A 21819-nucleotide genomic window follows, 5' to 3' on the forward strand; every position below is an offset into this window, starting at 1 on the left:
CGAGCCGCCTCTCGGCGTCCGGGGTCGCGTCCGGCTCCCGGTCAGCCGAGGAAGAGGGGAAGTTGGGAGCCGGCGCAGACGTGGAGGACCTCGCCGGTGATGCGGGCGGACTCGTCGGAGACCAGGAAGGCGACCGCGTTCGCGACGTCCTCCGGACGGATCAGCTCGCCCATGGGGGTGGCGGCGCGCACGCGTTCGGCGTAGTCGTGCAGCATCCGCTCGTCGCCCCGCTGCTCGCTGAACCTGGTGCGCACGAAGCTCGGTGCGACCGCGTTGGCCCGAACGCCGAGGGGGGCCAGTTCCAGCGCCAGCGACCTGGTGAGGCCGACCAGCCCGGCCTTCGAGGCCGCATAGCCGGGATGACCGCCGCCGAGCCAGGTGCGGGACCCGATGTTGACCAGTGAGCCCGAGCGCTGCCGGGTCCACCAGGGCAGCGCCGCCTGCGCGATCAGAGCGGGTCCGCGCAGGTTGACGGCCTGGGTGCGGTCCCACGACGCCACGTCGATCGCGGCCAGGTCCTGCGGCGGCTCGATACCGGCCGCGCACACGACCGCGTCGATCCGGCCGAACTCCGTCGCGGCCGCGGTGACGAAGGCCTCGACGTCGGCGGGGTCCGCCACGTCGACGCGGCGGGCGTGCACGCGGCGGGCGCCCGGGGACGCGGTGTCGGCGGACAGGGCGTCCGCCGAAAGGGCGTCCGCCACGGTACGGGCGGCGGCGGCGTCGCGGTCGGCGACGATCACCGTCCAGCCGTCCGGGACGAGCCTGGCGGCGATGGCACCGCCGATGTCACCGCCGCCACCGGTGATCATCGCGATCCGTCCGGCGCTCATCGGAGCGGGGCCCAGGACGTCGGCCACGCCACGACGCGGACCCGAGTGCGGACGGCAGGGGGCGACCACAGGACGATCGCTTCGGGTTCGCGGACCGGATCGGTCGTCTCGTGCGAGTAGACGTGCATGGTGCCCTCTCAGGTGTCGCTGTGGGTGAACAGACCGGCGTCGTGGCACACGGCGCCGAGTGCGAGCAGCCGGTGGTCCTCGCCGGGCGGGGCGGCGAGCATCAGCCCGACGGGCAGCCCGCCGTCGAGGCCCGCCGGGACCGACAGGACCGGCACCCCGGCGAGGCAGAACGGGTACGCGTGGCGGATCAGCGCGGTCGTGGCCTCGTTCTCGGGGGCGTCGAGGCGGGGCGCGGTGATGGGCGTGGTGGCCGCGATCAGCACGTCGGCGTCCGCGAACGCCGACAGCAGCTCCGCCCGCCACGCCTCCCGGAACGCGCGGGCGCGGGCGAGGTCGGCGGGGCCGTGCGGGTTCGTCCGGCGGGCCTCCACGGCGGGCGCGTACGACCGGCCGGGCTGGACGAGGCCCGCGAACGAGGCGGCGGTCTCGGCGCGGTAGATGGTCCGCGCGTGCCGCAGGACGAGGTGTGCCGAGGGCGTCTCGGCGGGACGGGCCGACGCCCCGGCCGAGACGAGCCCCCGCACGGCCTGGTGCACCCTGGCCAGCACGCCGTCGGACGCCTCGTCCTGGAACCAGCCGGTGAGCACGCCGACCCGCAGGCCCTTCAGGCCGGGCGCCGCCGGCGACTCGCCGGTCTCGCCGTCGAGGACGCGGACCACCGCGGCGATGTCGGCAGGGTGCGAAGCGATCACGCCGACCGTGTCCATGGACGGGCTCAGCGGGGCGACGCCGTCGAGGCCGATCCGCCCGTGGGTGGGCCGGAACCCGCAGACGCCGGTGAGCGCCGCCGGAATGAGCGCCGACCCGCCGGTGTCGGTGGCCAGCGCGGCGGCGGCCATGCCGGACGCGACCGCGACGGCGGAACCACCGCTGGAACCGCCGGCCGTACGGTCCGGGTCCCAGGGGTTGCGGGCGTCGCCGTGGTGGGCGTTGACGGTCACGGCCAGGCTGGCCAGCTCCGGCAGGTTCGTCTTGCCGACGACGACCGCGCCGGCGCCGCGGAGCCGGGCGACGGCCTCCGCGTCGCGCGCGGCCGGCGGGCGCTCGCCGACGGGACGGCCGAGCGTGGTGACCGTGCCGGCGACGTCGATGTTGTCCTTCACGGCGACCGGCAGCCCCGCCAGCTCGAGCCCGGACCCGCCGCCGGTCGCCGGGCCGGTCGCTTCGAGGACCTGCGTGAACGCGTGCAGCGCCGGGTCGAGCGCCGCGATCCGCTCCCGCGCGGCCCGCACGGGCTCCGCGGCCGCGACCTCGCCGCCGCGCACGGCGGCCGCGAGACCGGCGGCGCCGCCGTGCCGGGCCAGGAGGGCGTGCAAGGGCGCCGTCGGCATCAGGCGGTCCGCTCGCTCGGTGCGGGCGCCTGCTGGACGTACCCGAAGCGGTGGCGCGGGGCGAGCGCCTGGTAGCGGGGCCATTCCAGCTCGACGCCGAGAGTGCCCGACAGCAGCGTCTGGAACTCGTCCAGCAGCATCTCGTCCGCCCTGACCTGGGACGGGCGGGCAGCGCGCCGCACGCAGAAGCCCGCCAGCGCGCCCGCCGCCTCGCCGACCGTCCACTCCCCCGGGTGCACGCGGTATGCGCCGCTGGTCAGATGGGTCGCGCCGATGTTCTTGGCTGCGGGCAGCAGGTTGCGCATCCGGACCGGGATCAGGGCCCCGAGCGGGATCTGGAACGGCCAGGTGTCGATGTCGATCGTGGGGCGTCCCGCCGTGGACGGGTGCACGTCGATGCGGTACGCGGCGATGCCGACACTGTCGGGGAACCGTTCGGCGCCCTCCAGGCCCGCGCGGGCCTCCACCCCGACGTGCTGTTCCACCAGGGTGACCTCGGCCCGGATGCGGCGGCTCTCGCGGATGTAGGGCATCTTCGCGAGCCCGTCAGGCGTCCCGGTCAGATCGCCGCGCGGCCTCAGCTCGGGATATCCGGTGCCGCCGTCATGCCGGGGCGCCTCCGTCTGCATCCAGTACAGGAACGACAGGGAGAGCTGCCGCGCCTCGCGCAACGCCCGCTCCCGGGTCGGCTCGTCCACGCCGATGAGCGGCAACCGCGCGTAGTCCATCATCGGCCACGCCGCAGCGGTCACGTCCGCCCACTCCGTGTCGAGATGGGCGGCGTCCAGGACCCTGCGGGCGTGCCAGAGGTCGTACCGGACGCCGCCTGCGGCCGGGCGGTCGGTGAACAGCGGTCTGCGCCGGGGCCGGTGCGTGACATGGTCGCTGACCTCCCAGCTCAGCAGCGGTCCGGGCCATTCGGGAGGACGGTGCTCGCGCCATTCGGCGTAGTCGGCCGGACGCTCGATGGTGTTGTCCGTGCCGGGGTGCAGGCTCAGCAGCATCGCCCACGTGATCGCCTGCTGGTCGTACGGGTCGGCGGGGCCGGCCAGCGCGTGCGGCTCGCCGGTCTCGGCCGCGCTCTCAGCCCCGAAGACATGCTCGGCGCCGGACATCCCGACGAGATCGCCGAGGTCGGTGGCGTCGAGGAAGTAGTCGCCGCTCAGCTCGGCCTCCTCGCCCTCGGACCCGCGGACCAGCACCGAGGTGATCTCGTCGCCGTCCGCCGACACCGCCGCCAGCCGGTGCGAGCGCAGCACGGTGACCGTTCCGCGGCTCGTCCACGGTGCGAGCATCTCCTCCAGGACGAGGCACGCCACATGCGGCTCGTGGCTGAGCGGGCCGATGTTCCCCGAACCCGGGTTGAGCAGCGGTGCGTGCCGCGCCGCCGCGTTGAGCGGATAGTTGCGCCGGTAGAAGGCGCGCACCCGGTCGCGGAACCGGCGGTAGGCGGGGGTGCAGCCGACCGACTCGATCCACGGGTGCTCGTCCGGCGGGATGCACTGGCTGGACACCTGGCCGCCGATCCAGTCGCTCTCGCTGACCAGCACGCTGCGCAGGCCGAGCCGCGCGGCGGCCAGGACGGCGGCGACGCCGCCGAGGCCGCCGCCGACGACGACGAGATCGAAATGCCGAGGTCGGGTCACGGGGAGCTCCTTTTCGCCATGGGGCGTTCGTTCTGGGCGGGCGGCGCCAGCGGCGCCAGCGTGAAGCGCTCGGTCAGGCGCAGGCCGCCGCCGGGTGCGCGTTCGAAGGTCCGCGCCAGCTCCGGCTTCACGCCGAAGACGGCGTCCGAGCCGAGGTAGCCGTCCTCGGCGTCGAAGACCGTCGTGGTGACGGACCGGTGGCCCGGTGCGGAGACGATCGCGTGGATGTGCGCGGCCCGCCAGGGGTGCCGTCCGGTGGCCCGCAGCAGGCGTCCGACCGGGCCGTCGTCGGGGATCGGATAGCTGACGGGCCGGACCGTCCGGAATGAGAACCGGCCCTCGGCGTCGGTGCGGAAACGCCCGCGCAGGTTGTGCCGGGGCTGGTCGGGGTCCTGGACGTCGTAGCGGCCGTTGGGCGCGGTCTGCCAGACATCGGCGACGGCACCCGCCAGCGGCCGGCCGGCGGTGTCGGCGACCTCGCCGTCCACCAGCAGCGGCTCGCCGCCGAGGTCGACGTCGGCGATGGACGTCCCGGACGCTCGCAGCGGTGCGTCCGGCACGTAGAACGGGCCGAGGATCGTCGAGGGGGTGGCGCCGCCGGCGCCCGCCCCGCCCAGTTCGTCGACCAGGCTGGACAGGCCCAGGGTGTCGGACAGCAGGACGAACTCCTGCCGGTCCTCGGTGCACGTGCGGCCCGTCTCGGTGAGGAACCGGACGGCGGCCATCAGTTCCGGCTCCCGGAGCCCGACGTCCCTGGCGAAGGCGTGCAGGTGCCGTACGAGCGAGGCCATCACCTCGCGCAGCCGCTCGTCGGGGGTGGCGGCGATCCGCGCCAGCACCGTACGGGTCAGGTCTTCGGCGATCGGCTCGTCGTGGCTCATGGTGCGTCCCCGTCCCCCGTGGTCACGGGGCGCGCGCCGTCCAGGGCGGCCCGCAGGATCGCACGCACCCCGGCGGGTTCCACCGGGCGCGGGCCGGCCGGAGGTTCCGCCGCCACGAGCCCGGCGACCCGGTCGATATCGGCGGTGCCGAATCCGGGTTGGGCCAGGCTCGCCGGCGCGCCGATGGAGGTCCGGAGCTCCCACAGACCGGTCGCCGCGTCGGCGGCTCCCAGGGCCTCCGCGACCCGCCCGAGCCGCGGCGCCCGCCGGTTGAACGCCGTGACGTACGGCAGCAGCGCCGAATGGGTCGCGGCGTGCGGCAGGCCGTAGGACCCGCCCAGCACGTGGCACAGCTTGTGGTGAAGGCCCATCGCGGTCGTGCCCAGCACCCATCCGGCCAGCCATGCGCCTTGGAGCGCGTCGCTTCGCGCCGCCATGTCCTCCGGGTCGGTCACGACGCGCGGCAGAGCCTTCGCCAGAACGCGTATCCCCTGGTCGGCGACCGCCGCCGTGAGCGGGGAGAGTCGCGGCGCGTAGGCGGCCTCGACCAGGTGGGCGAGCGCGTTCATGCCACTGGCCGCGGACAGCCTCCCCGGCAGGCGTGTCGTCAGCGCGGGGTCGTAGATCACCGTCACGGGCCGCACGGCGGGATCGCGGCCGGTCTCCTTGCGACCGTCCCGTGTGAGGCCCCAGATCGGGGTCATCTCACTGCCCGCGTACGTGGTGGGGACCGCGACGATCCGCAGCCCGGTCCGCAGCGCGACCGCCTTCGCCAGCCCGGTCGCCGAGCCGCCCCCGACACAGAGCAGCAGGTCGGCGCCGTGCGCGGCGGCCTCGCGTGAGGCCGCGTCGGCGGATTCGCCCGGGACGTGGGTCGCCGTCCGTGTGATCCGGCCGCGGACCCGGCCGCCCAGCCGCCCCGCGACGGCCTCGGCGTGCGCGGCGCTGTGCCGATCGGAGATCAGCAGGACGCGGCGCGCGCCGAGGCGCGCGACCTCGTCACCGGCCCCGTCCAGCGCGCCCACGCCGAACACCACCCGCGACGCGCCCTGCTCGTGCACGAACCGGTCAGTCATCGGCTCTCCCGCCGTGAAGCCAGCCGGCGCCCCGCCGGTACAGGGCCTCGACGCGCGGGCCGGTGAGCTGCGGCATATCCATCTTGACCTGGTACCCGAGCCCGGTCTGGAGGTAGGCCAGATGCCGGTACCCCTCGGGCAGGCCGCGCAGCCGGTCCGCGTCCAGGACGGGGCGGGCTCCGGGGTCGACGGGGTCGATCCGGTCCCGCTCGTAGATCGGCTGCCGGAGCACCAGCGCCCACCCGCCGTGCCGTCCGTCGACGTCGTCCCGGCGGCCGTCCCGTTGGAGGAGGTCGTAGAACCTGCCCGTGCACACGACGTCGCACTCGACGCCGTCGACGAGGGCCCGCTGCGTGATCGTCATCTTGGTCTGGGCGACCGCCCGGTCGCCCGCGATGTCGGCCGACGTCCCGCCGAGGAAGTGCCAGATGCGCACGCCGCGCTCCCAGCCCTGCCTGCTGACCTCGATGAACGCCTCGTAGCCGCCTTGGAACCAGGTGGCCTGCATGACACCGTCGGGGTGCCACACCGTCGCGAACCTGTCCCAGTCACCGGCGTCGCGCCACACGGCCCAGTCTTCGATGAGTCGTCTGATCTCGGCCTGATCGGCATCGGCCCTCATGCGGTTCCCTCCAGTCGTGCGGTCTCGGTCAGGACCCTGTCTGCGGCTTCGTACGCCAGCCGTGCCGCCTCGACGGGCCCCATGCGCTCCAGGTCGTCCGACCAGACCTCCACGGACATGCGCGCGGACACGCCGTGACGGCGGAGGAGCCGGACGAACCCGGCGGCCCCGGCCGCCGGGAGCAGGCGGCGATGGCGGGCCTCCTCGCGCAGGTCGTCCCGGTCCCGGGCTTTCCCAGGGGGCAGGCCGTCACGGCACCGCACGTCGTTGAGCTGCACGGAGAGGATCCGCTCGGGGGGCACGGCCGCGAGCTCGTCCGGTGTGCCCCCCGAGCGGACGTAGTGCCAGTGGTCGAGGAGGACCCCGGCGTTCGGCGCCCCCGACTCGCGTACGAGGCGCCAGGCGTCGGGCAGCGTGCGCAGCTCGCTGAACGGCATGAACTCCACGGCCACGCGCACACCCACGGTGGCGGCTCTGGCGCACAGCGCGGTGAAGCGCTCGACGAGGTGCCCCTGCGGGTACGCGGTGAACGCCACCGCGTTGAACTGCTCGCAGCCGAGCGCCTCCAGCGCGTGGAACAGCAGGTCACCGTTCTCGCGAGTGCCCGCGGCGCCGTCGGCGTCCGGGCTCGCGCCGCCGGCCCGCGGCGGGCCGTCGGCCGCCCAGTCCCACGGCGCTTCGATCTCGGCGACGCGCAGGCCGTGGCCGTCGAGCAGCGAGCGCAGCCTGCGGTCGTCCAGCCCCTCCTGGAGCGCGGCCCGGTACTGGGCGAGGGACAGCCCGATCGAGTCGAATCCGGCCGTGGCCGCGGCCCGGAGCCGTTCGGTGAACGACGCTCCGCGCACCGTCATCGCGCAGAGCGTGAGCGCGTGTCCGGGAACCATGCCCCCTCCAATCTGTGCGCATATCGCACATCTGTGCGTATAATAACCACCAGTGCGGCCCGGCGGCAATGGCGACCGCCCGGTTCAGGCCCAGGCGGAAAGGAATCCGCGCAGGTGGCGCAGCACTTCGGCGGGCTGCTCCTCGGGGAGGAAGTGCTTGCAGTCCTCGATCGCCGCACCGGAAGCCCGCTCGGCATACCGGGACCAGATCCCCGTCACGTCGGCGTGCCCGAGCCCGCCCTGGGCGCCCCACAGAAGAAGCAGCGGCTGGGTGACGAGCCTGCCCTCCTGGGCGTCCCGTTCGTCGGCGGCGAGATCCTCGCGGAACCCGGCGCGATAGTCCTCCAGGGAGGCGTGCAGCGACTCGGGACGGCTGAACGCGGCCACGTACTCCGCGATCGCCTCCTCGCCGATCGCGCCGGGGCGGAAGCACTGCCGCTCCAGGAAGTGCCTCAGGTACGCCTCGACGTTCCCCGAGATGAGGAGCTCCGGCAGATCGGGCTGGAGGTGGAAGAACCAGTGCCACAGCGCCGCCGCCGAGTCCCGGTCGATGGACGCCATGACCTCGCGGGTCGGCAGGACGTCCAGCAGCGCGAGCCGGTCGATGTCGGCCGGCCGGTCCAGGGCCCAGCGGTGCGCCACGCGGGCGCCCCGGTCGTGGCCGACGACGTCCGCGGACGCGAAACCGAGCGCCCGGACCAGCCGCGAAAGGTCCGCCGCGGTGGTGCGCTTGTCATAGCCGTCGCCGGGCGTGCCGGACCGGCCGTACCCGCGCAGGTCGGGGGCGATCACCGTGTACCGCTCGGCGAGCGGCTCCATCAGGTGGCGCCAGCAGTGCCCGGTCTGCGGCCAGCCGTGCAGCAGCACCAGGAGCCGTCCGGCCGAGCCGCAACGCCGGTAGTGGATCCCGACGTCGCCCAGGTCGGCGCGGTTCGAGGTGACGGAGCCTGCGGATGTGGAGGGGGAATCGGTCACGGAGGTGTCCCTTCCGGACCCGGTCCCGCCTACCCGATGAGGCCGATCCCCTGGCCGACGGGGCCGGGACGCAGGTCCGCTTCGATCTGTTCGGCCGCCCGCCGCATGGCGGGCAGGAAGTCGAGCATGGTCTCGGCGGTGCCCCGGCCGGACAGCATCGACACGTTCAGTGCGGCCACGACCTGCCCGGACGCGTCGTGGACGGGCACCGCGATGGACCGCGAGCCGTCGTCGATCTCCTGGTCGACGATCGCGTAGCCCTCCCCCGCGACCCGCGCGATGATCTCGCGCAGCCGGTCCGGGTCGGTGACGGTGCGGTCGGTGAGCGGCTTCAACTCGGCCGAGGCGAGGTACTCCTCGAGCCACTCCGGGCCACGCCCGGCCAGCAGCACCCGGCCCATGGACGTCGGGTAGGCCGGGAACCGGCTGCCGACCATGATCGGGATGGCCATCAGCCGCTTGACCGGCACCCGCGCGACGAAGACGACCTCCTGGCCGTCCAGCACGCCGAGCGAGCTGGTCTCATGGACCTCGGCCACCAGCGGTTCCATATGGGTGAGCGCGACCTCGGGCAGGCTGAGGCTCGACAGGAAGGCGTAGCCCAGCTCCAGCACGCGCGGGCGCAGCGAGTAGAGCCGTCCGTCGAACGACACGTAGCCGAGGTCGACCAGGGTCAGCAGGAAACGGCGGGCCGCGGCCCGGTCCAGCCCGGTGATCTTCGCGACCTCGGCCAGGGTCAGCCGCGGCCTGGTGTGGTCGAACGCCCTGATGACGGCGAGCCCGCGCTCCAGGGACTGGACGAAGTAGGCCGGCCGCTCCCCGCGCCGCGACGTCTCGCGCCGAGCACCCTCTCGGCGAGGGGCCTGCCCTGATTCGTCCACGCCGGTACGTGCCACCGTTGCCACGCTCCTTGTCCGCCGAGTGATGAGCTGATACTGGTCCGTCCGGGGGCGTCCCGCCCGTGACACGGCCCCAACAATACGGTGCCGCGCTCTCCCGTCCGCCGACCGATTCAGACATCGCGGTCCGTCCGGCGGGCGGCCTCGGCGAGCAGCGCCGCAAGCTCGTGCGGGCGCGACAGCATCGGGGAATGGGCGGTGTCGATCTCGGTCCGCCACGTGGCGCGCCGGGCCATGCGCCGCTGCGCCTCAGGCGTCAGGGCCTGGTCGCGGGCGCACACGAGGTAGGTGGACGGGATCGTCTGCCAGGCCGCCCGCGCCACCGGGGCGCCGACCGTGTCGACGTGCTCGGGGGTGAGGCGCGCCGCGGCGGCCTTCGCCTCCTCCGCCGGGCAGTCGCCGAAGAACATGTGGTGGGCCGCCGCCTCCGGAACCCTCAGATAGCCGCCCTCGGCGACCGGCGCGAGCGAGGGGTCGGGCGGGACGGGCGCCGGCTGGTTGGCGTCCGCGCAGGACTCGCCCACCTCCAGCAGGAACGCACTGAGGTAGATCAGCGTGGTGACCGCGGCGTTCCCGTACGCCGCCTCGGTGGTCACGGCGCCGCCGTAGGAGTGGGCGCACAGGGCGAGCGGGCCGGGCAGGCCGGCCAGCTCCGCCCGCAGGAACTCCGTGTGGCCGCGCAGGTCGTGGCGGCCGGGCGCGCGGCCCAGGCCGGGCAGCCGCACCGCGTGGGTCCGCACTCCGGCCGCGTTCAGCGGCGGGACGACCAGGTCCCATGCCCACTCGCCGTGCCAGGCCCCGTGGACCAGCACCAGGGTGGGCGGCTCGCTGCCGACCATCGGCATCACCTCGCTCGTCAAGCGCCATTTCCGCCACATCGGAAGGCTATGAGCAGCGACGTTACCATGGCGCACGACTGTTCATCATGCGCACAAGCGTGGACCGGTTGCCGTTCGCCTATTGCGCCCCTGGTCAGGCGGTGCGTACTATGCGCACAGTCGTGCGGATACCGCACACTTTGATCGCGAGCACAGGAGAACCCATGGACCTGGACCCGGAGATAGCCGAGGCCGTGCGCCGGTTCCCGCCCATCGATCTCGCCGACCTCGCCGCCGCGCGCACGTCCTTCGCCGCGAGCGGCGGCCCAACGCCCCCACCGGAATGGTCGGACGACGTCACCGTCACCGACAGGACGCTGCCGGGGCCGTCATCCGGCACCCGGGTGCCCGTGCGCGTCTACACCCCGCGACGCGACGACGACCCCAAACCGGCCATCGTCCGCTTCCACGGAGGCTCGTTCGTCATCGGCGACCTCGAGACCGACCATCTCGACTGCGGCTCCTGGGCCCGCGACATCGGCGCGGTCGTGGTCGACGTCGACTACCGGCTGGCGCCCGAGGCGCCCTTCCCCGCCGGAGTGGAGGACTGCTTCGCCGCCCTGACCTGGGTCGCCGCGCACGCCGCCGAACTCGGCGCCGACCCCGCCCGGATCGCGGTGGCCGGATCCAGCGCGGGCGGCGGACTGGCCGCCGCCGTCGCCCTGATGGCCCGGGACCGCGGCGGCCCGGCGCTCGCGCTCCAGGTGCTGAACTACCCCGCCCTCGACGACCGGCTGGACACGCCCTCCATGCGCGCGTTCACCGACACCCCGATCTTCTCCGCGCGCCACGCGGAACTGGCCTGGCGGTACTACCTCGGCGAGCGGGACGGGGACGTCCCGGCCCACGCGGCGCCCGCGCGGGCCGCCGACCTGACCGGGCTGCCGCCCGCGTTCCTGCTGGGCTGCGACTTCGACCCGCTGCGGGACGAGGGACTGCGCTACGCGGCACGGCTGCTCGATGCCGGTGTCCCGGTCGAACTGCACCAGTATCCGGGCACCGTGCACGGCTTCGACGTCATGCCGGCCCGGATCTCCGCCGAGGCGCGGCGCGTCCAGGTCGCGGCGATCCGGCGGCACCTGCGCCCGCCCGCGCCGGCCCGGATCCCGGCGAGGGAGCGGCCATGAGGAGGTTCCTCGTCCATCGGCTGCTGCTGGCCGTGCCGACGCTGGTCGGTGTCTCGCTCGTCGTCTTCCTGACCACCAAGCTCGTCCCCGGCGATCCGGTGGCGAGCCTGCTCGGGCCGCTGGCGCCCCCGGACGCCCGCCGCGAGCTGGTCGAACGGCTCGGCCTCGACCAGCCGCTCCCGATCCAGTTCGGCCAGTGGTCCTGGAACGTCGCGCAGGGGAGGCTCGGCACGTCCATCCAGCAGCAGCGGCCCGTCCTGGAGATCGTGCGGACCGCCTTCGGCAACACCGCGATCCTCGCGCTCGCCGGGGCCGTGCTCGCATTCGCCGGGGGCCTGCTGATCGGCGCGACCGGGGCGTTCACCACGCGGCGGCTGCCGCGCGGGCTCGCCTCCGGCATGTCCTTCCTGGCGATGTCGGTGCCGCAGTACTCGATCGCGCTGGGTCTGGTCGCCCTGCTGGCCGTCCGGTACCAGGTGCTGCCCGCCGGCGGCATGTACGACCCGGTCGACGGCGGCGGCGCCGGTGACCTGCTCCGGCACCTGGTGCTGCCGGCCGTGGCGGTGTCGCTGATCCCGATGGGCGTCGTCGGACGGATGCTGCGGGCGAGCCTGGTGGACGTCATGTCCGGCGACCAGGTCGAGGCCATGCGGGCGCGCGGGCTGGGCCGCGCGGCGATCGCCCGGCACGCACTGCACAACGCGCTGCCCTCGCTGCTCACCATCACAGGGCTGCAACTGGCCTACCTCATCGGCGGTGTCGTCTTCGTCGAGACGATCTTCTCCTGGCCCGGTCTCGGCCAAGCGCTCTACAACGCCATCGCCTCCCGCGACCTGCCGCTCGTCCAGGGCGGCGTGCTGGTCATCGCCATCGCGTTCGTCCTCATCAACATCGTGGTCGACGGCGTCCACGCACTCATCGATCCGCGCGTACGGAGATAGCCATGGCCCCTGTGTCCCCAACCACGGACAACACTCCCGCGGTCGGCGCCGAGCGCGCCGGGCCGCGCCGCCGAGGCCGCCCCGGCCGAAGGCGCCGACCGGGCGCCGCGCTCACCGCCGGAGCCGTGCTGGTGTCGCTGCTGATCCTGGCGGCCGTTCTGGTCCCCGTGCTGCCGCTGGCCGACCCGGACGCCGGGTCGCTCTCCGAGCGGCTGCTGCCGCCCGGCAGCCCCGGGCATCCGCTCGGCACCGACGGCCAGGGCCGCGACCTGCTGAGCCGCCTGCTCTGGGGGGTCCAGCCCTCCCTGGCGGCCGGCCTGCTGCCGGTGCTGGTGGCCGGGACGGCGGGCACGTTCCTCGGCATCGTCGCCGGGCTCGGCGCCCGCTGGCTGGAGAACGCCGTGATGCGCTCGCTCGACGTGCTGTTCGCCTTTCCCGCCGTACTGCTGGCGATCTCCATCGCCGCGTCCCTGGGCGCGGGCCTGACCAGCCTGATCATCGCGCTGTCCGTCATCCTCGTCCCGGCCGTCGCCCGGGTGGTGGTCACCGAGGTCGCCAGGTTGCGCGAGCTGGACTTCAGCCAGGCCGCGCGGGCCGGCGGCGCCCGGACCACGACGATCGCGATGCGGCACGTGCTGCCCAACGTGCTGCCCGTGCTGACCGTGTACTGCTCGGCGCTGGTCGGGCTGTCGATCGTGCTGGGGTCCGGGCTGTCGTTCCTCGGGCTGGGCGTCGCCCCGCCCCGCGCCGAATGGGGGGCCATGTTGGACGACCTGCGCCAGCACATCTTCACCGCGCCGCTCCTCACGCTGATCCCCGGCGCCGCGATCTTCCTGGCATCGGTGGCGTTCAACCTGCTCGGCGAGGGGCTGCGCGACCACTTCGACGTGCGATCGAGGCACACCGTATGAGCGCGCTGCTGGAGGTGGAAGACCTCACCGTCGACTTCGCGGCCGGAGAACGCGTCGCGCACGCCGTCCGGGGCGTCGGCTTCGAGGTGGAGGCCGGGCGCACCACGGTCGTGCTCGGCGAGTCCGGGAGCGGCAAGTCGGTCACGGCACGGGCGGTGCTGCGGCTGCTCGGGTCCCGGGCCGAGGTCGGCGGCGCGGTCCGCCTCGACGGCGTCTCCCTTCTCGACCTCGACGAGCGGGAGATGCGGTCGTTGCGGGGCCGCGGCATCGGCCTGGTCCCGCAGGACCCGACCGGCTCACTCGATCCGCTGCGCCGGGTGGGCTCCCAGGTCGCCGAGGTACTGCGGGCCCACGGCGTCGGGACGACCCGTGCCGCGCGCCGCGAACGGGCGGGTGAACTGCTCGCCCAGGCGGGCATACCCGATACCGCAAGGGTGGCCCGCGCCTACCCGCACGAGCTGTCCGGCGGCCTGCGGCAGCGTGTCGCCATCGCCGCCGCGATCGCCTGCGGACCCCGGCTGCTCATCGCCGACGAGCCGACCACGGCTCTGGACATGACCGTCCAGGCCCGGATCCTCGAACTGTTCGGACGGCTGCGGCGCGAGCTGGACATGGCGGTGCTGCTGGTCACCCACGACGTGGGGGTCGCCCGGCTGATGGGCTCCACGGTCGTCGTCATGTACGCCGGCCGGGTCGTCGAGGAAGGGCCGGCCGAGCGCGTCCTCAGCCGTCCCGCCCACCCGTACACCGCCGCTCTGCTCGGTGCCCAGCCGCGGCCCGGCGTGCCCCGCGGCGAGCTGCCCGGGCTTCCCGGGCTGCCGCCGTCCGCCACCGCCGTGATCGACGATGCGTGCGCGCTGGCGCCGCGCTGCCCGCACGCCGAGCCGGGGTGTTCGATCCGGCGGCCCGTGCTGGAACCCGTCTCCGGCGGTGGCTCGGCCGCGTGCCCGGTGCCGTGGGACGCGGTGGCGCGTACCGAAAGGAGGCCGGGATGACCGAGCCGCTGCTGAGCGCGACGAACCTGACCAAGACCTTCGGCTCCGGGACGCCCGCGGTCGACGGCGTCAGCCTCGAACTGCACGCGGGCGAGACCCTCGGCGTGGTCGGGGAGTCCGGCAGCGGGAAGTCCACCACGGCCAAGATGGTCCTGCGGCTGCTGACGCCCGACACCGGACGGGTCGTCTTCGCCGGCCACGATCTCGCGCGCACCCGGGGCGCGGCCCTGCGGCGCCTGCGGGCCAGGCTGCAACTCGTCCCGCAGTCACCGCAGACCTCATTGAACCCCCGCATGACCGTCGGCGACGCCGTCGCGTTCAACCTGCGCGCGCACGGCCGTCCCCGGCGCACGATCCCCGGGCGGGTCGCCGACCTGCTCGACCGTGTCGGTGTGCCTCCGTCGGATGCCGGACGCTACCCCCACGAGATGTCCGGCGGCCAGATCCAACGCGTGGCGCTGGCCCGGGCCCTGGCGACCGACCCAGAGGTCGTCGTCTGCGACGAGGCCGTCTCCGCGCTGGACAAGAGCATCCAGGCCCAGGTGCTCAACCTGCTCGCCGGCCTCCAGCGCGACACCGGTGTCGCGTTCCTGTTCATCTCCCACGACCTGGCCGTCGTCGAGCACATCGCCGACCGCGTGATGGTGATGCAGCAGGGCCGGGTGGTCGAAGAAGGACCGGCGGACCGGATCTGGTCCCAGCCGGGTCACCCCTACACGCGCACGCTGCTCGCCTCGATCCCCCCGCTTCCCCGACCAGGAGAACGACCATGAACCTCGACCGACCCCGCGCACTGCTCTGCACCGTCCTGGCGGCGGGACTCACCGCCGCCGCCTGCGGCACCGCCGCCACGTCCACCGGCTCGGGGGGCACGCTCGTCATCGGCATGACCGCCTCCGACATCCCCGGGACGGACACCGTCATGGCGTTCACCCAGGGTTTCGAGGGCGAGCGGTTCGTCAACTTCCAGCTGTACGACGGGCTCACCCGCTACGACCTGAAGCAGTCCACGAAGACGCCCGGGGTCGTGCCCGGGCTGGCGACCTCCTGGAAGACCAGCGGCGACGGCCGCACCTGGACCTTCCGGCTACGGCAGGGCGTGACCTTCTCCGACGGCACGCCGTTCGACGCCGACTCGGTGGTCTTCGCCTACGACCGGCTGCTCAACAAGAAGAGCCCGCACTACTACCCGGAGGCCGCCGGCGCCGCGTCGCTGTGGTCCGGTCAGATCGAGTCGTACCGCAAGATCGACGCCGGGAGCGTCGAGATCACCACGAAGCGACCCAGCGGCCACCTGCTGACCGACCTGACCTTCCTCACCATCCCCAGCCCCACCGCTGTCAAGAAGCTCGGCAACCAGAAGTTCGCGCAGCACCCGGAGGGGACCGGCCCGTTCCGGTTCGAGTCACTCAAGCCCGGCCAGCAGCTCACCATGGTGGCCAACAAGAACTACTGGGGCGGCGCGCCCAGAGTCGGCAAGCTCGCACTGCGCCCGATCCCGGACGCCGCGGCCCGTACGGCCGCACTGCGCTCGGGCCAGGTCAACTGGATCGAATACCCGAGCCCTGACGACGTCGCCCCGCTGAAGTCGTCCGGGTTCCAGCTGCTCGGCAACAACTACGACCACCTGTGGTACTGCACATTCGACCAGGCCAAGAAGCCCTGGGGCGACGTGCGCGTCAGGCAGGCCGCCAATTACGCGATCGACCGGGAGGCCATCGCCCGCGACCTCCTGAAGGGCACCGCGGACCCGGTCCAGCAGCACGCCCCGGCCTCGACCGACCAGCACGACCCTGCCAACGACGCCTACGCCTACGACCCCGCCAAGGCCAGGGAACTGCTCGCCCAGGCCGGGGTGCCCCAGGGATTCAGCACGACCCTCGCCGTCCCGACCGGCGGCTCCGGCAACCTCATCCCCGTGCCCATCGCCACCGCGCTCCAGGCGCAGCTGGCCAAGGTCGGCATCAAGGTGCAGATCCAGAAGGTGGAATGGTCGGCCCTGCTCGCCGACCTGAACGCGGGCAAGCCGGTCCAGGGCGCGGACGTCCAGTGCGCCTCCACGGTCACCTTCCAGGCCGAGGCCCTGGTCCGGGCGTACTGGGCGAAGGGCTCGCCCGTCTACAAGGGCCACTGGTACTCCGCCCGCGTCGACTCCCTGTCCGAGGAGGCCGAGCGGACCCTCGACCCGTCCAAGCGCGTCGCCCTCTACCGCCAGGCCGAGCGGATCGTCACCGACGAGGCGCCCTACCTGTTCGTGGTGAGCGACCGGAATCCGCGCGCCCTCGCCGCCGGCGTCCAGGGCCTCGTCCAGCCGAAGTCCTGGTTCGTCGACCTGACGACCGTCCACGTCGGGAAGTAGGGAACGATGACAGCGATCAGGTGGGCGGTCAATCTGCCCCTGCCCGGGCGAGCACTGCGCGACCACCGCGAGCTGATCGAGGCGCTGCCCGGTCTCGGCTACGCCGACGTGTGGACGGGCGAGGGCGGCGGCATCGACGCCTTCACGCCGCTGGCCGCCGCAGCGGCGTGGCAGCCCGCCCTGGGCGTCGGTACGGGCGTCGTCCCGGTGTTCACCCGAGGCCCGGTGGTGCTCGCGCAGACCGCGGCGGCCCTCTCCGAACTGGCCGCGGAACGGGTCATGCTGGGCCTCGGCACATCGGTTCCGGCGCATGTGACAGCCCTGAACGACATACCGTTCGCCAAACCCGTCGCCCGGCTCCGGGACACGGTGCGGTTCCTCAAGACCGCGCTGCGCGGCGACCCAGTCGACGAGGAGTACGAGACGTTCGCCGTGCGCGGCTACCGGCCGCCGCCGCCCGCCGTCCGCCCACCCAAGATCATCCTCGGGGCGCTCAGGCCGCGCATGGTCCGGCTGGGGCTCACCGAGGGCGACGGCGTCATCACCAACGTCCTGGGCGCCGGCGACCTGGAACGGGTCCTCGCCGAGGCCGGTCCCCGGCCACCGGACAAGGAGATCGTCGTCAAGCTGTTCGTCTGCCCGACCGAGGACGCCGCCCATGCCCGCCGCACCGGACGGGCCTTCCTCGGCTGGATCCTCAACCAGGCCCCCTACCGGGCCTTCCACGACTGGCTCGGCCACGGAGACAGGCTCGCCGAGTCCCGCGCCCTCTACGACTCCGGCGACGGAACGGCGGCGGGCCTCGCCCTGCCCGACGACTTCGTCGACGCGCTGTGGATTCACGGCTCCCCTGACCAGTGCCGCCGGCAGATCGCTCGCTTCGTCCGGCCCGGGGTGACGTCCGTCCTGCTCTTCGTGGCCCCCACTCCCGAACTGCTCACGGGCCGCCACGCGCTGCCGGACGTCCTGGCCCGCCTGCGCCCGGACGGCGCGTAGCTCGTCCGACCGGCCGGCCCCGTCGGCGGATCCCCTGACGAGGCCGGCCGGTCGCCACCGAGGACGTCGACGGCTTGGAAGAAGTGGTTATCCTCGGCGGGTGAAGATCACATTGCCGGCTGTGGAGTTGGCCGTTCGGGAGACGGGTCAGGGGCATCCGGTCGTTCTGCTGCACGGGTTCATCTCCGGTGCTGCGACCTGGGACGGCTTCGCCGTCGAACTCGCGGCTCGTGGGATGCGCGTGATCGCGGTTGAGCAGCGGGGTCACGGAGAGAGTTCTCGCCCGGGCGTGTACTCGCTGGAGGCCCTGCGTGATGACGTCCTCGGAGTTCTGGACCGACTGGGCCTGGAGCGGGTCGACCTCGTAGGACACTCGATGGGCGGAGCGGTCGCGCTGCTCACCGCCGCTCACCGTCCGGCCGCGGTCCGCAGGCTGGTGATCGAGGACACCCCGGCGCTGGGCGGCATGCCGCCGGCGGCACCCGGCGAACCGGACCCGACCGAGCCCGAACACGACCCCGGCTTCGACTGGCGGATGATCACTCCGATCCTGGACGCCTTCCGCGCGCCCTCGCCCGGCTTCGCGGACCTGCTGAAGCGTATCGACGCACCCACACTGCTGCTTTGGGGCGGCGCTGCCAGCCATGTCACCCGAGAGCACATCGACCTGATGGCAGGAGCCATCCCCGACTGCAGCGTCACCGAGATCCCGGTCGGCCACCGTATCCACAGCCTCGCCCCCAGCGAGTTCGCCGCCGAGGTCCTGCCTTTCCTGTGCGACGGCTGACCGCCGCACCAGCTGCCAGGATGCGCTGGCGTCGCTCACTTGGACGAGGGCGTCTATGGGCGGGCGTCGTGCTCCGCATCCTCCCGCGGGGAGGGCGCGGCGCTGCGGGTGCGGCGTAGCCGGGCGCGCAGCGCCTCGATGACGAGCTCGTCCGGGTCTTCCGGGTCAACCTCGTCCGGTCCGAACAGCACGGAGTGTCGTAGTCATGTCGGCAGCTCACACGAAGGACAGCTCCGCACGCCGGACGCCGCACCGGTGGCCGCGGCAACGCCTGTGGCTGTACGCGGGCGCGGGCGATCATGGTCTTCCCGTCCGCGTGGGACGAGTACCTGCTGGCCGGTCTGCTCTCCAACGGGAACCCGGAGGTCGCGCCGGTCACCGTGGCGATCGCCAACTTCGCCGGCTCCCAGCCGCACCAGGTCCCCTACACAGCGATCATGGCGGCCGGGGCGATCGTGACCGTCCCCCTGATGCTCACCGTGCTGGTGTTCCAGCGGCGCATCGTCGCCGGGCTCACCGCAGGCGCCTTCAAGTGACCGCGGCCCGGCGGCCGGGGTCGGCCTGCAAAGGCGGGCGTTTCCAGGGCTGGTGCGGCCACTGCGCTGATCACGGCTGGGGCGCCGGCTGCCGGGCTTTGCGGTGCACCACCAGGTCGAAGGACGCCGAGGTGGTCTCCTCTGGTGGGTAGGTGGCGGCTTTCCTCCGCTCGGGCGATGCTTCCAAGTAGGGAGGCCACATGCGGGCAGTCGTCTACGACAGGTACGGCTCGACGGATTCACTACGGGTGGAGGACGTCCCGACGCCGTCGCCGGCTCCGAAGCAGGTCCTCGTACGCGTGGTGGCGACGTCGATCAATCTGTCGGACTGGGAGACCTTGCGCGGCGCTCCGTTGTACTCGCGGATCGGTGGACTGCGGAGGCCGGCGCGCAGGACGCTCGGCTCGGACATCGCCGGGCGGGTGGAGGGCGTGGGCTCGGAGGTGTCCCGCTTCCGCGCGGGAGACGAGGTGTACGGCGACAACCTCGATCTGAAGGGTGGCTTCGCCGAGTTCGCGGTGGCGCCCGAGTCGGCCCTCGCCCACAAGCCGAAGCGTCTGACCTTCGCCGAGGCGTCGACGATTCCGCAGGCGGGCGCGATCGCGCTGCAGGGGACGGCCCCCGCCGGTGAGGGGCGCCGGATACTGATCAATGGGGCCGGCGGCGGCTCGGGATCGTTCGCGATCCAGTTGGCCAAACGCGCCGGCGCCCATGTGACCGGTGTCGACAACGCCGGCAAGCTCGACTTCATGCGGTCGCTGGGCGCCGACGAGGTGATCGACTACCGGAGGCGGGACTTCACCCGGACCGGCGAGCGGTACGACCTCGTGCTCGATCTCGTCGCCTCCCGCTCACCGCTCGCCTGCGGGCGTGCGTTGGCTCGCGGCGGCCGGTACTGGTGCGTGGGCGGCTCCGTGCCGGTCCTGCTCGGCATGGCGACGACCGGCTCGATCGCCGGCCGGCTCGCCGGGCGGAGAATGGGAGTTCTCGTGGTGCGTCCGGGCCCCGCGAGGTTCGGGCCGCTCGCCGACCTCTGCGTCGCCGGCGAGGTGGCCATCCATATCGACCGCACCTTCGCGCTCGACGACGTGCCCGAGGCGCTGCGCCACGTCGGCGAAGGACACGCCCACGGCAAGACCGTCGTGACGATCCCCTGACACAGGGACGGCCGAGACACGTTGTGGCCCGTGCCGCTCGGCTCGTCGGCCGAGTGAGCGGCACGGGCCGTTCTAGGCGGACGCCGTCGCCGGGTCGTCCAGGAGCGGGTGCGATTCGAGCCGCGCGAGCAGGCTTCGCAGCTCGCCGGTCTCCTCGTCGGGCAGCGGCTGGAGCGGTGCCCGAGGCCGGCCGGTGTCCCGGGACTGGATCTCCAGTCCGGCCTTGATCGTCCGGGGAAGGCCGTGGGCGACGATGAACTTCAGGAACGGCAGGAGTTCGGCCAGGACCATGTCGGCCCGCTCGTGCCGCTCGCCCGTCGCCGCGGCGTGCAGCTCCAGGCACCAGCGCGGGACCAGGCAGGGCGCTGCCGTGCACCACCCGGCGGCGCCGGACCGGAACGCCTCCAGCGCCAGCGGGTTGCTCCCGTTGTAGACCGACAGCGCACCGTCCGAGAGCTCGCGAATGGCGCGGAAGCGCGCGGCGTCGCCGGAGCTCTCCTTGACCATGGTGAGGTTGGGGATCCGCCGGGCGAGGGCGACCACCGACTCCGGGGTCAGGTCCGTGCCGCTCGTGCCGGGGTTGTTGTAGAGCATCATCGGCAGGTCGGTGGCCTCGGCCACCGTGGCGAAGTGCCGCATGAGCTCGGCCTCGGTCAGCTTCCAGTACACCAGCGGAAGCACCATGATCGCTGTGGCCCCGTGCCGGGCGGCCACGCGGGCCCGGCGGACCGTCGCGTCCGTGCTCCAGTGCGAGACGCCGACCAGCGTGGGGACGCGGCCCGCGACGGTCCGCAGCGTGGTCTCGCAGACGGCGTCCCACTCGCGCTCGCGGAGGTAGGCGGTCTCGCCGGTACTGCCCAGCGGGGCGATGCCGTGGCTCCCGGCGTCCACCAGCTCTTCGGTGAGCCGCCGCAGGGCGGCCAGGTCGACGTCGCCGGTGCCGCGGTCGAACGGGGTGACGGGGTAGGCGATGGCCCCGCTCAGGGGCGGGTTCGCCGTCACAGCCGCACCTCGCCCGTGACGCAGTCGGGGTGGTCGCGCAGGGCTCTGCGCGCGTAGTACGCGAAGTTGGCCTTGTTGCGCCGGTCCGTCGACGTCCAGTCGTGGGCCTCGCGGGCCAGGGCCGGGTCCAGGGGCTGGACGGTGCCCGCCGCCATGGCGAGGAGCTGCAGCCGCGCGGCGCGCTCGATGAGCATCGCCAGGGTGCACGCCTCCTCGATCGTGCCACCGGTGACGAGCTGCCCGTGATGCGCGAGCAGGATGGCGCGCTTGTCCCCCAGGGCTGCGGAGATGATCTCGCCCTCCTCGTTGCCGACGGGGATACCGGGCCAGTCCTTGAGGAAGGCGCAGTCGTCGTACAGCGGAGTGGTGTCCATCTGGGAGACCACGAGGGGGACTTCCAGCATCGCGAGCGCCGCGGTGTGCAGCGAGTGCGTGTGGATGATGCAGTTGACGTCCTCCCGGACCCGGTAGATCCAGGAGTGGAAACGGTTCGCGGGGTTGGGCATGCCCTCGCCCTCCAGTACCTGGAGGTCCTCGTCCACCAGCAGGAGGTTGTCCTCGGTGATCTCGTCGAAGCCGAGCCCCAGCCGCTGGGTGAGGTAGGTGCCCGGCTCCCGCCCGCGGGCACTGATCTGCCCGGCGAGGCCCGAGTCGTGCCCGCCGTCGAACGCGATCCGGCAGGTCAGGGCCAGCTTCTGCCGCGTGGTGAGCCCTGAGTCGCCGAAGTGGTCGCCCATCTGCCGCTGGGCGCGCTCGACGAGCACGTCCTTGGAGTCCTGCAGCGTCTTCGCCATGCCTCCTCCATCTCGGGGGCCGGTCCGTCCGGTCTCGGTGACCGCGGGCGACACCCGGGG

General features: G+C 73.3%; 23 protein-coding genes. 10 read left to right on the forward strand and 13 right to left on the reverse strand.

The features are described from left to right. Positions 1–41: 41 nt before the first annotated feature. From BJ999_RS24795 to BJ999_RS24840, 10 genes are all read right to left on the reverse strand, one after another. Positions 42–860 carry an SDR family NAD(P)-dependent oxidoreductase gene (locus BJ999_RS24795; RefSeq protein ID WP_179835514.1) on the reverse strand — a complete coding sequence of 273 codons (819 nt, stop codon included), beginning with the start codon at positions 858–860 and terminating at the stop codon, positions 42–44. 110 nt (positions 861–970) lie between these two features. After that, complete coding sequence (locus BJ999_RS24800; protein ID WP_179835515.1) at positions 971–2293, reverse strand: amidase; 1323 nt, start codon at positions 2291–2293, stop codon at positions 971–973. Then, positions 2293–3939, reverse strand: coding sequence for an FAD-dependent oxidoreductase (locus BJ999_RS24805; RefSeq protein ID WP_179835516.1), 1647 nt, complete (start codon positions 3937–3939; stop codon positions 2293–2295). The genes BJ999_RS24800 and BJ999_RS24805 overlap by 1 nt, the downstream gene beginning before the upstream one ends. Next, the gene (locus tag BJ999_RS24810; RefSeq protein WP_179835517.1) at positions 3936–4820 is read right to left on the reverse strand and encodes a dioxygenase family protein; all 885 of its coding nucleotides are present in this window, start codon (positions 4818–4820) and stop codon (positions 3936–3938) included. Before BJ999_RS24810 ends, BJ999_RS24805 begins: the two co-directional genes overlap by 4 nt. Then, the gene (locus tag BJ999_RS24815; protein WP_179835518.1) at positions 4817–5896 is read right to left on the reverse strand and encodes a maleylacetate reductase; all 1080 of its coding nucleotides are present in this window, start codon (positions 5894–5896) and stop codon (positions 4817–4819) included. Before BJ999_RS24815 ends, BJ999_RS24810 begins: the two co-directional genes overlap by 4 nt. Then, positions 5889–6518: a nuclear transport factor 2 family protein gene (locus BJ999_RS24820; protein ID WP_179835519.1), complete on the reverse strand. Its 630-nt coding sequence runs from the start codon at positions 6516–6518 to the stop codon at positions 5889–5891. Before BJ999_RS24820 ends, BJ999_RS24815 begins: the two co-directional genes overlap by 8 nt. Next, positions 6515–7402 carry a sugar phosphate isomerase/epimerase family protein gene (locus tag BJ999_RS24825; RefSeq protein WP_179835520.1) on the reverse strand — a complete coding sequence of 296 codons (888 nt, stop codon included), beginning with the start codon at positions 7400–7402 and terminating at the stop codon, positions 6515–6517. Before BJ999_RS24825 ends, BJ999_RS24820 begins: the two co-directional genes overlap by 4 nt. A gap of 84 nt (positions 7403–7486) precedes the next feature. After that, positions 7487–8377 (reverse strand): alpha/beta fold hydrolase, encoded by an 891-nt coding sequence (locus BJ999_RS24830; RefSeq protein ID WP_229810372.1) that lies wholly within the window; start codon positions 8375–8377, stop codon positions 7487–7489. A 29-nt stretch (positions 8378–8406) separates the two neighbouring features. Next, entirely contained in the window at positions 8407–9168 is a 762-nt protein-coding gene (locus BJ999_RS24835) for an IclR family transcriptional regulator domain-containing protein (protein WP_218936083.1), read from the reverse strand. A 221-nt stretch (positions 9169–9389) separates the two neighbouring features. Next, a complete protein-coding gene (locus BJ999_RS24840) occupies positions 9390–10136 on the reverse strand; it encodes an alpha/beta fold hydrolase (protein ID WP_179835521.1) in 747 nt (248 codons plus the stop codon). Positions 10137–10318: 182 nt separating this feature from the next. Here BJ999_RS24840 and BJ999_RS24845 point away from each other — a divergent pair, with 182 nt between their 5' ends. The 8 genes from BJ999_RS24845 (at position 10319) to BJ999_RS24880 (ending at position 18270) form a co-directional block, all read left to right on the forward strand. After that, the gene (locus BJ999_RS24845; RefSeq protein ID WP_179835522.1) at positions 10319–11281 is read left to right on the forward strand and encodes an alpha/beta hydrolase; all 963 of its coding nucleotides are present in this window, start codon (positions 10319–10321) and stop codon (positions 11279–11281) included. Continuing rightward, positions 11278–12222 (forward strand): ABC transporter permease, encoded by a 945-nt coding sequence (locus BJ999_RS24850; protein ID WP_179835523.1) that lies wholly within the window; start codon positions 11278–11280, stop codon positions 12220–12222. The genes BJ999_RS24845 and BJ999_RS24850 overlap by 4 nt, the downstream gene beginning before the upstream one ends. A gap of 2 nt (positions 12223–12224) precedes the next feature. Next, entirely contained in the window at positions 12225–13133 is a 909-nt protein-coding gene (locus BJ999_RS24855) for an ABC transporter permease (RefSeq protein WP_179835524.1), read from the forward strand. Continuing rightward, complete coding sequence (locus tag BJ999_RS24860; RefSeq protein WP_179835525.1) at positions 13130–14128, forward strand: ABC transporter ATP-binding protein; 999 nt, start codon at positions 13130–13132, stop codon at positions 14126–14128. The genes BJ999_RS24855 and BJ999_RS24860 overlap by 4 nt, the downstream gene beginning before the upstream one ends. Then, positions 14125–14901: an ATP-binding cassette domain-containing protein gene (locus BJ999_RS24865; RefSeq protein ID WP_179835526.1), complete on the forward strand. Its 777-nt coding sequence runs from the start codon at positions 14125–14127 to the stop codon at positions 14899–14901. The genes BJ999_RS24860 and BJ999_RS24865 overlap by 4 nt, the downstream gene beginning before the upstream one ends. After that, complete coding sequence (locus BJ999_RS24870) at positions 14898–16487, forward strand: ABC transporter substrate-binding protein (protein WP_179835527.1); 1590 nt, start codon at positions 14898–14900, stop codon at positions 16485–16487. Before BJ999_RS24865 ends, BJ999_RS24870 begins: the two co-directional genes overlap by 4 nt. A gap of 6 nt (positions 16488–16493) precedes the next feature. Beyond that, a complete protein-coding gene (locus tag BJ999_RS24875; protein WP_179835528.1) occupies positions 16494–17483 on the forward strand; it encodes an LLM class F420-dependent oxidoreductase in 990 nt (329 codons plus the stop codon). Between the two features lie 121 nt (positions 17484–17604). Continuing rightward, on the forward strand, positions 17605–18270 hold the full coding sequence (locus BJ999_RS24880; RefSeq protein ID WP_338070800.1) for an alpha/beta fold hydrolase: 666 nt from the start codon (positions 17605–17607) through the stop codon (positions 18268–18270). A 53-nt stretch (positions 18271–18323) separates the two neighbouring features. On the opposite strand, the gene BJ999_RS24885 is transcribed toward BJ999_RS24880, so the two are convergent. Beyond that, a complete protein-coding gene (locus BJ999_RS24885) occupies positions 18324–18461 on the reverse strand; it encodes a hypothetical protein (RefSeq protein WP_179835529.1) in 138 nt (45 codons plus the stop codon). A gap of 108 nt (positions 18462–18569) precedes the next feature. On the opposite strand from BJ999_RS24885, the gene BJ999_RS24890 reads away from it, so the two are divergent. After that, on the forward strand, positions 18570–18806 hold the full coding sequence (locus tag BJ999_RS24890) for an ABC transporter permease family protein (RefSeq protein ID WP_179835530.1): 237 nt from the start codon (positions 18570–18572) through the stop codon (positions 18804–18806). A 200-nt stretch (positions 18807–19006) separates the two neighbouring features. Then, entirely contained in the window at positions 19007–19963 is a 957-nt protein-coding gene (locus BJ999_RS24895) for an NAD(P)-dependent alcohol dehydrogenase (RefSeq protein ID WP_179835531.1), read from the forward strand. 72 nt (positions 19964–20035) lie between these two features. Here the strand turns inward: BJ999_RS24895 and BJ999_RS24900 are convergent, their stop codons facing one another. Then, positions 20036–20965, reverse strand: a complete 930-nt coding sequence (locus BJ999_RS24900) for a dihydrodipicolinate synthase family protein (RefSeq protein ID WP_179835532.1) — start codon at positions 20963–20965, stop codon at positions 20036–20038. Continuing rightward, on the reverse strand, positions 20962–21759 hold the full coding sequence (locus BJ999_RS24905) for an aldolase (protein ID WP_179835533.1): 798 nt from the start codon (positions 21757–21759) through the stop codon (positions 20962–20964). Before BJ999_RS24905 ends, BJ999_RS24900 begins: the two co-directional genes overlap by 4 nt. Positions 21760–21819 lie beyond the last annotated feature (60 nt).

Origin of the sequence: Actinomadura citrea, from assembly GCF_013409045.1 — a bacterium.
Taxonomy (GTDB): Bacteria; Actinomycetota; Actinomycetes; order Streptosporangiales; family Streptosporangiaceae; genus Spirillospora; species Spirillospora citrea.

Coding starts and splice junctions, on each gene's coding strand:
- BJ999_RS24905 (WP_179835533.1), bottom strand. CDS start 21,759: ATGGCGAAGACGCTGCAGGACTCCAAGGACGTGCTCGTCGAGCGCGCC.
- BJ999_RS24865 (WP_179835526.1), top strand. CDS start 14,125: ATGACCGAGCCGCTGCTGAGCGCGACGAACCTGACCAAGACCTTCGGC.
- BJ999_RS24845 (WP_179835522.1), top strand. CDS start 10,319: ATGGACCTGGACCCGGAGATAGCCGAGGCCGTGCGCCGGTTCCCGCCC.
- BJ999_RS24850 (WP_179835523.1), top strand. CDS start 11,278: ATGAGGAGGTTCCTCGTCCATCGGCTGCTGCTGGCCGTGCCGACGCTG.
- BJ999_RS24890 (WP_179835530.1), top strand. CDS start 18,570: ATGGTCTTCCCGTCCGCGTGGGACGAGTACCTGCTGGCCGGTCTGCTC.
- BJ999_RS24825 (WP_179835520.1), bottom strand. CDS start 7,402: ATGGTTCCCGGACACGCGCTCACGCTCTGCGCGATGACGGTGCGCGGA.
- BJ999_RS24875 (WP_179835528.1), top strand. CDS start 16,494: ATGACAGCGATCAGGTGGGCGGTCAATCTGCCCCTGCCCGGGCGAGCA.
- BJ999_RS24815 (WP_179835518.1), bottom strand. CDS start 5,896: ATGACTGACCGGTTCGTGCACGAGCAGGGCGCGTCGCGGGTGGTGTTC.
- BJ999_RS24895 (WP_179835531.1), top strand. CDS start 19,007: ATGCGGGCAGTCGTCTACGACAGGTACGGCTCGACGGATTCACTACGG.
- BJ999_RS24800 (WP_179835515.1), bottom strand. CDS start 2,293: ATGCCGACGGCGCCCTTGCACGCCCTCCTGGCCCGGCACGGCGGCGCC.
- BJ999_RS24870 (WP_179835527.1), top strand. CDS start 14,898: ATGAACCTCGACCGACCCCGCGCACTGCTCTGCACCGTCCTGGCGGCG.
- BJ999_RS24855 (WP_179835524.1), top strand. CDS start 12,225: ATGGCCCCTGTGTCCCCAACCACGGACAACACTCCCGCGGTCGGCGCC.
- BJ999_RS24820 (WP_179835519.1), bottom strand. CDS start 6,518: ATGAGGGCCGATGCCGATCAGGCCGAGATCAGACGACTCATCGAAGAC.
- BJ999_RS24810 (WP_179835517.1), bottom strand. CDS start 4,820: ATGAGCCACGACGAGCCGATCGCCGAAGACCTGACCCGTACGGTGCTG.
- BJ999_RS24860 (WP_179835525.1), top strand. CDS start 13,130: ATGAGCGCGCTGCTGGAGGTGGAAGACCTCACCGTCGACTTCGCGGCC.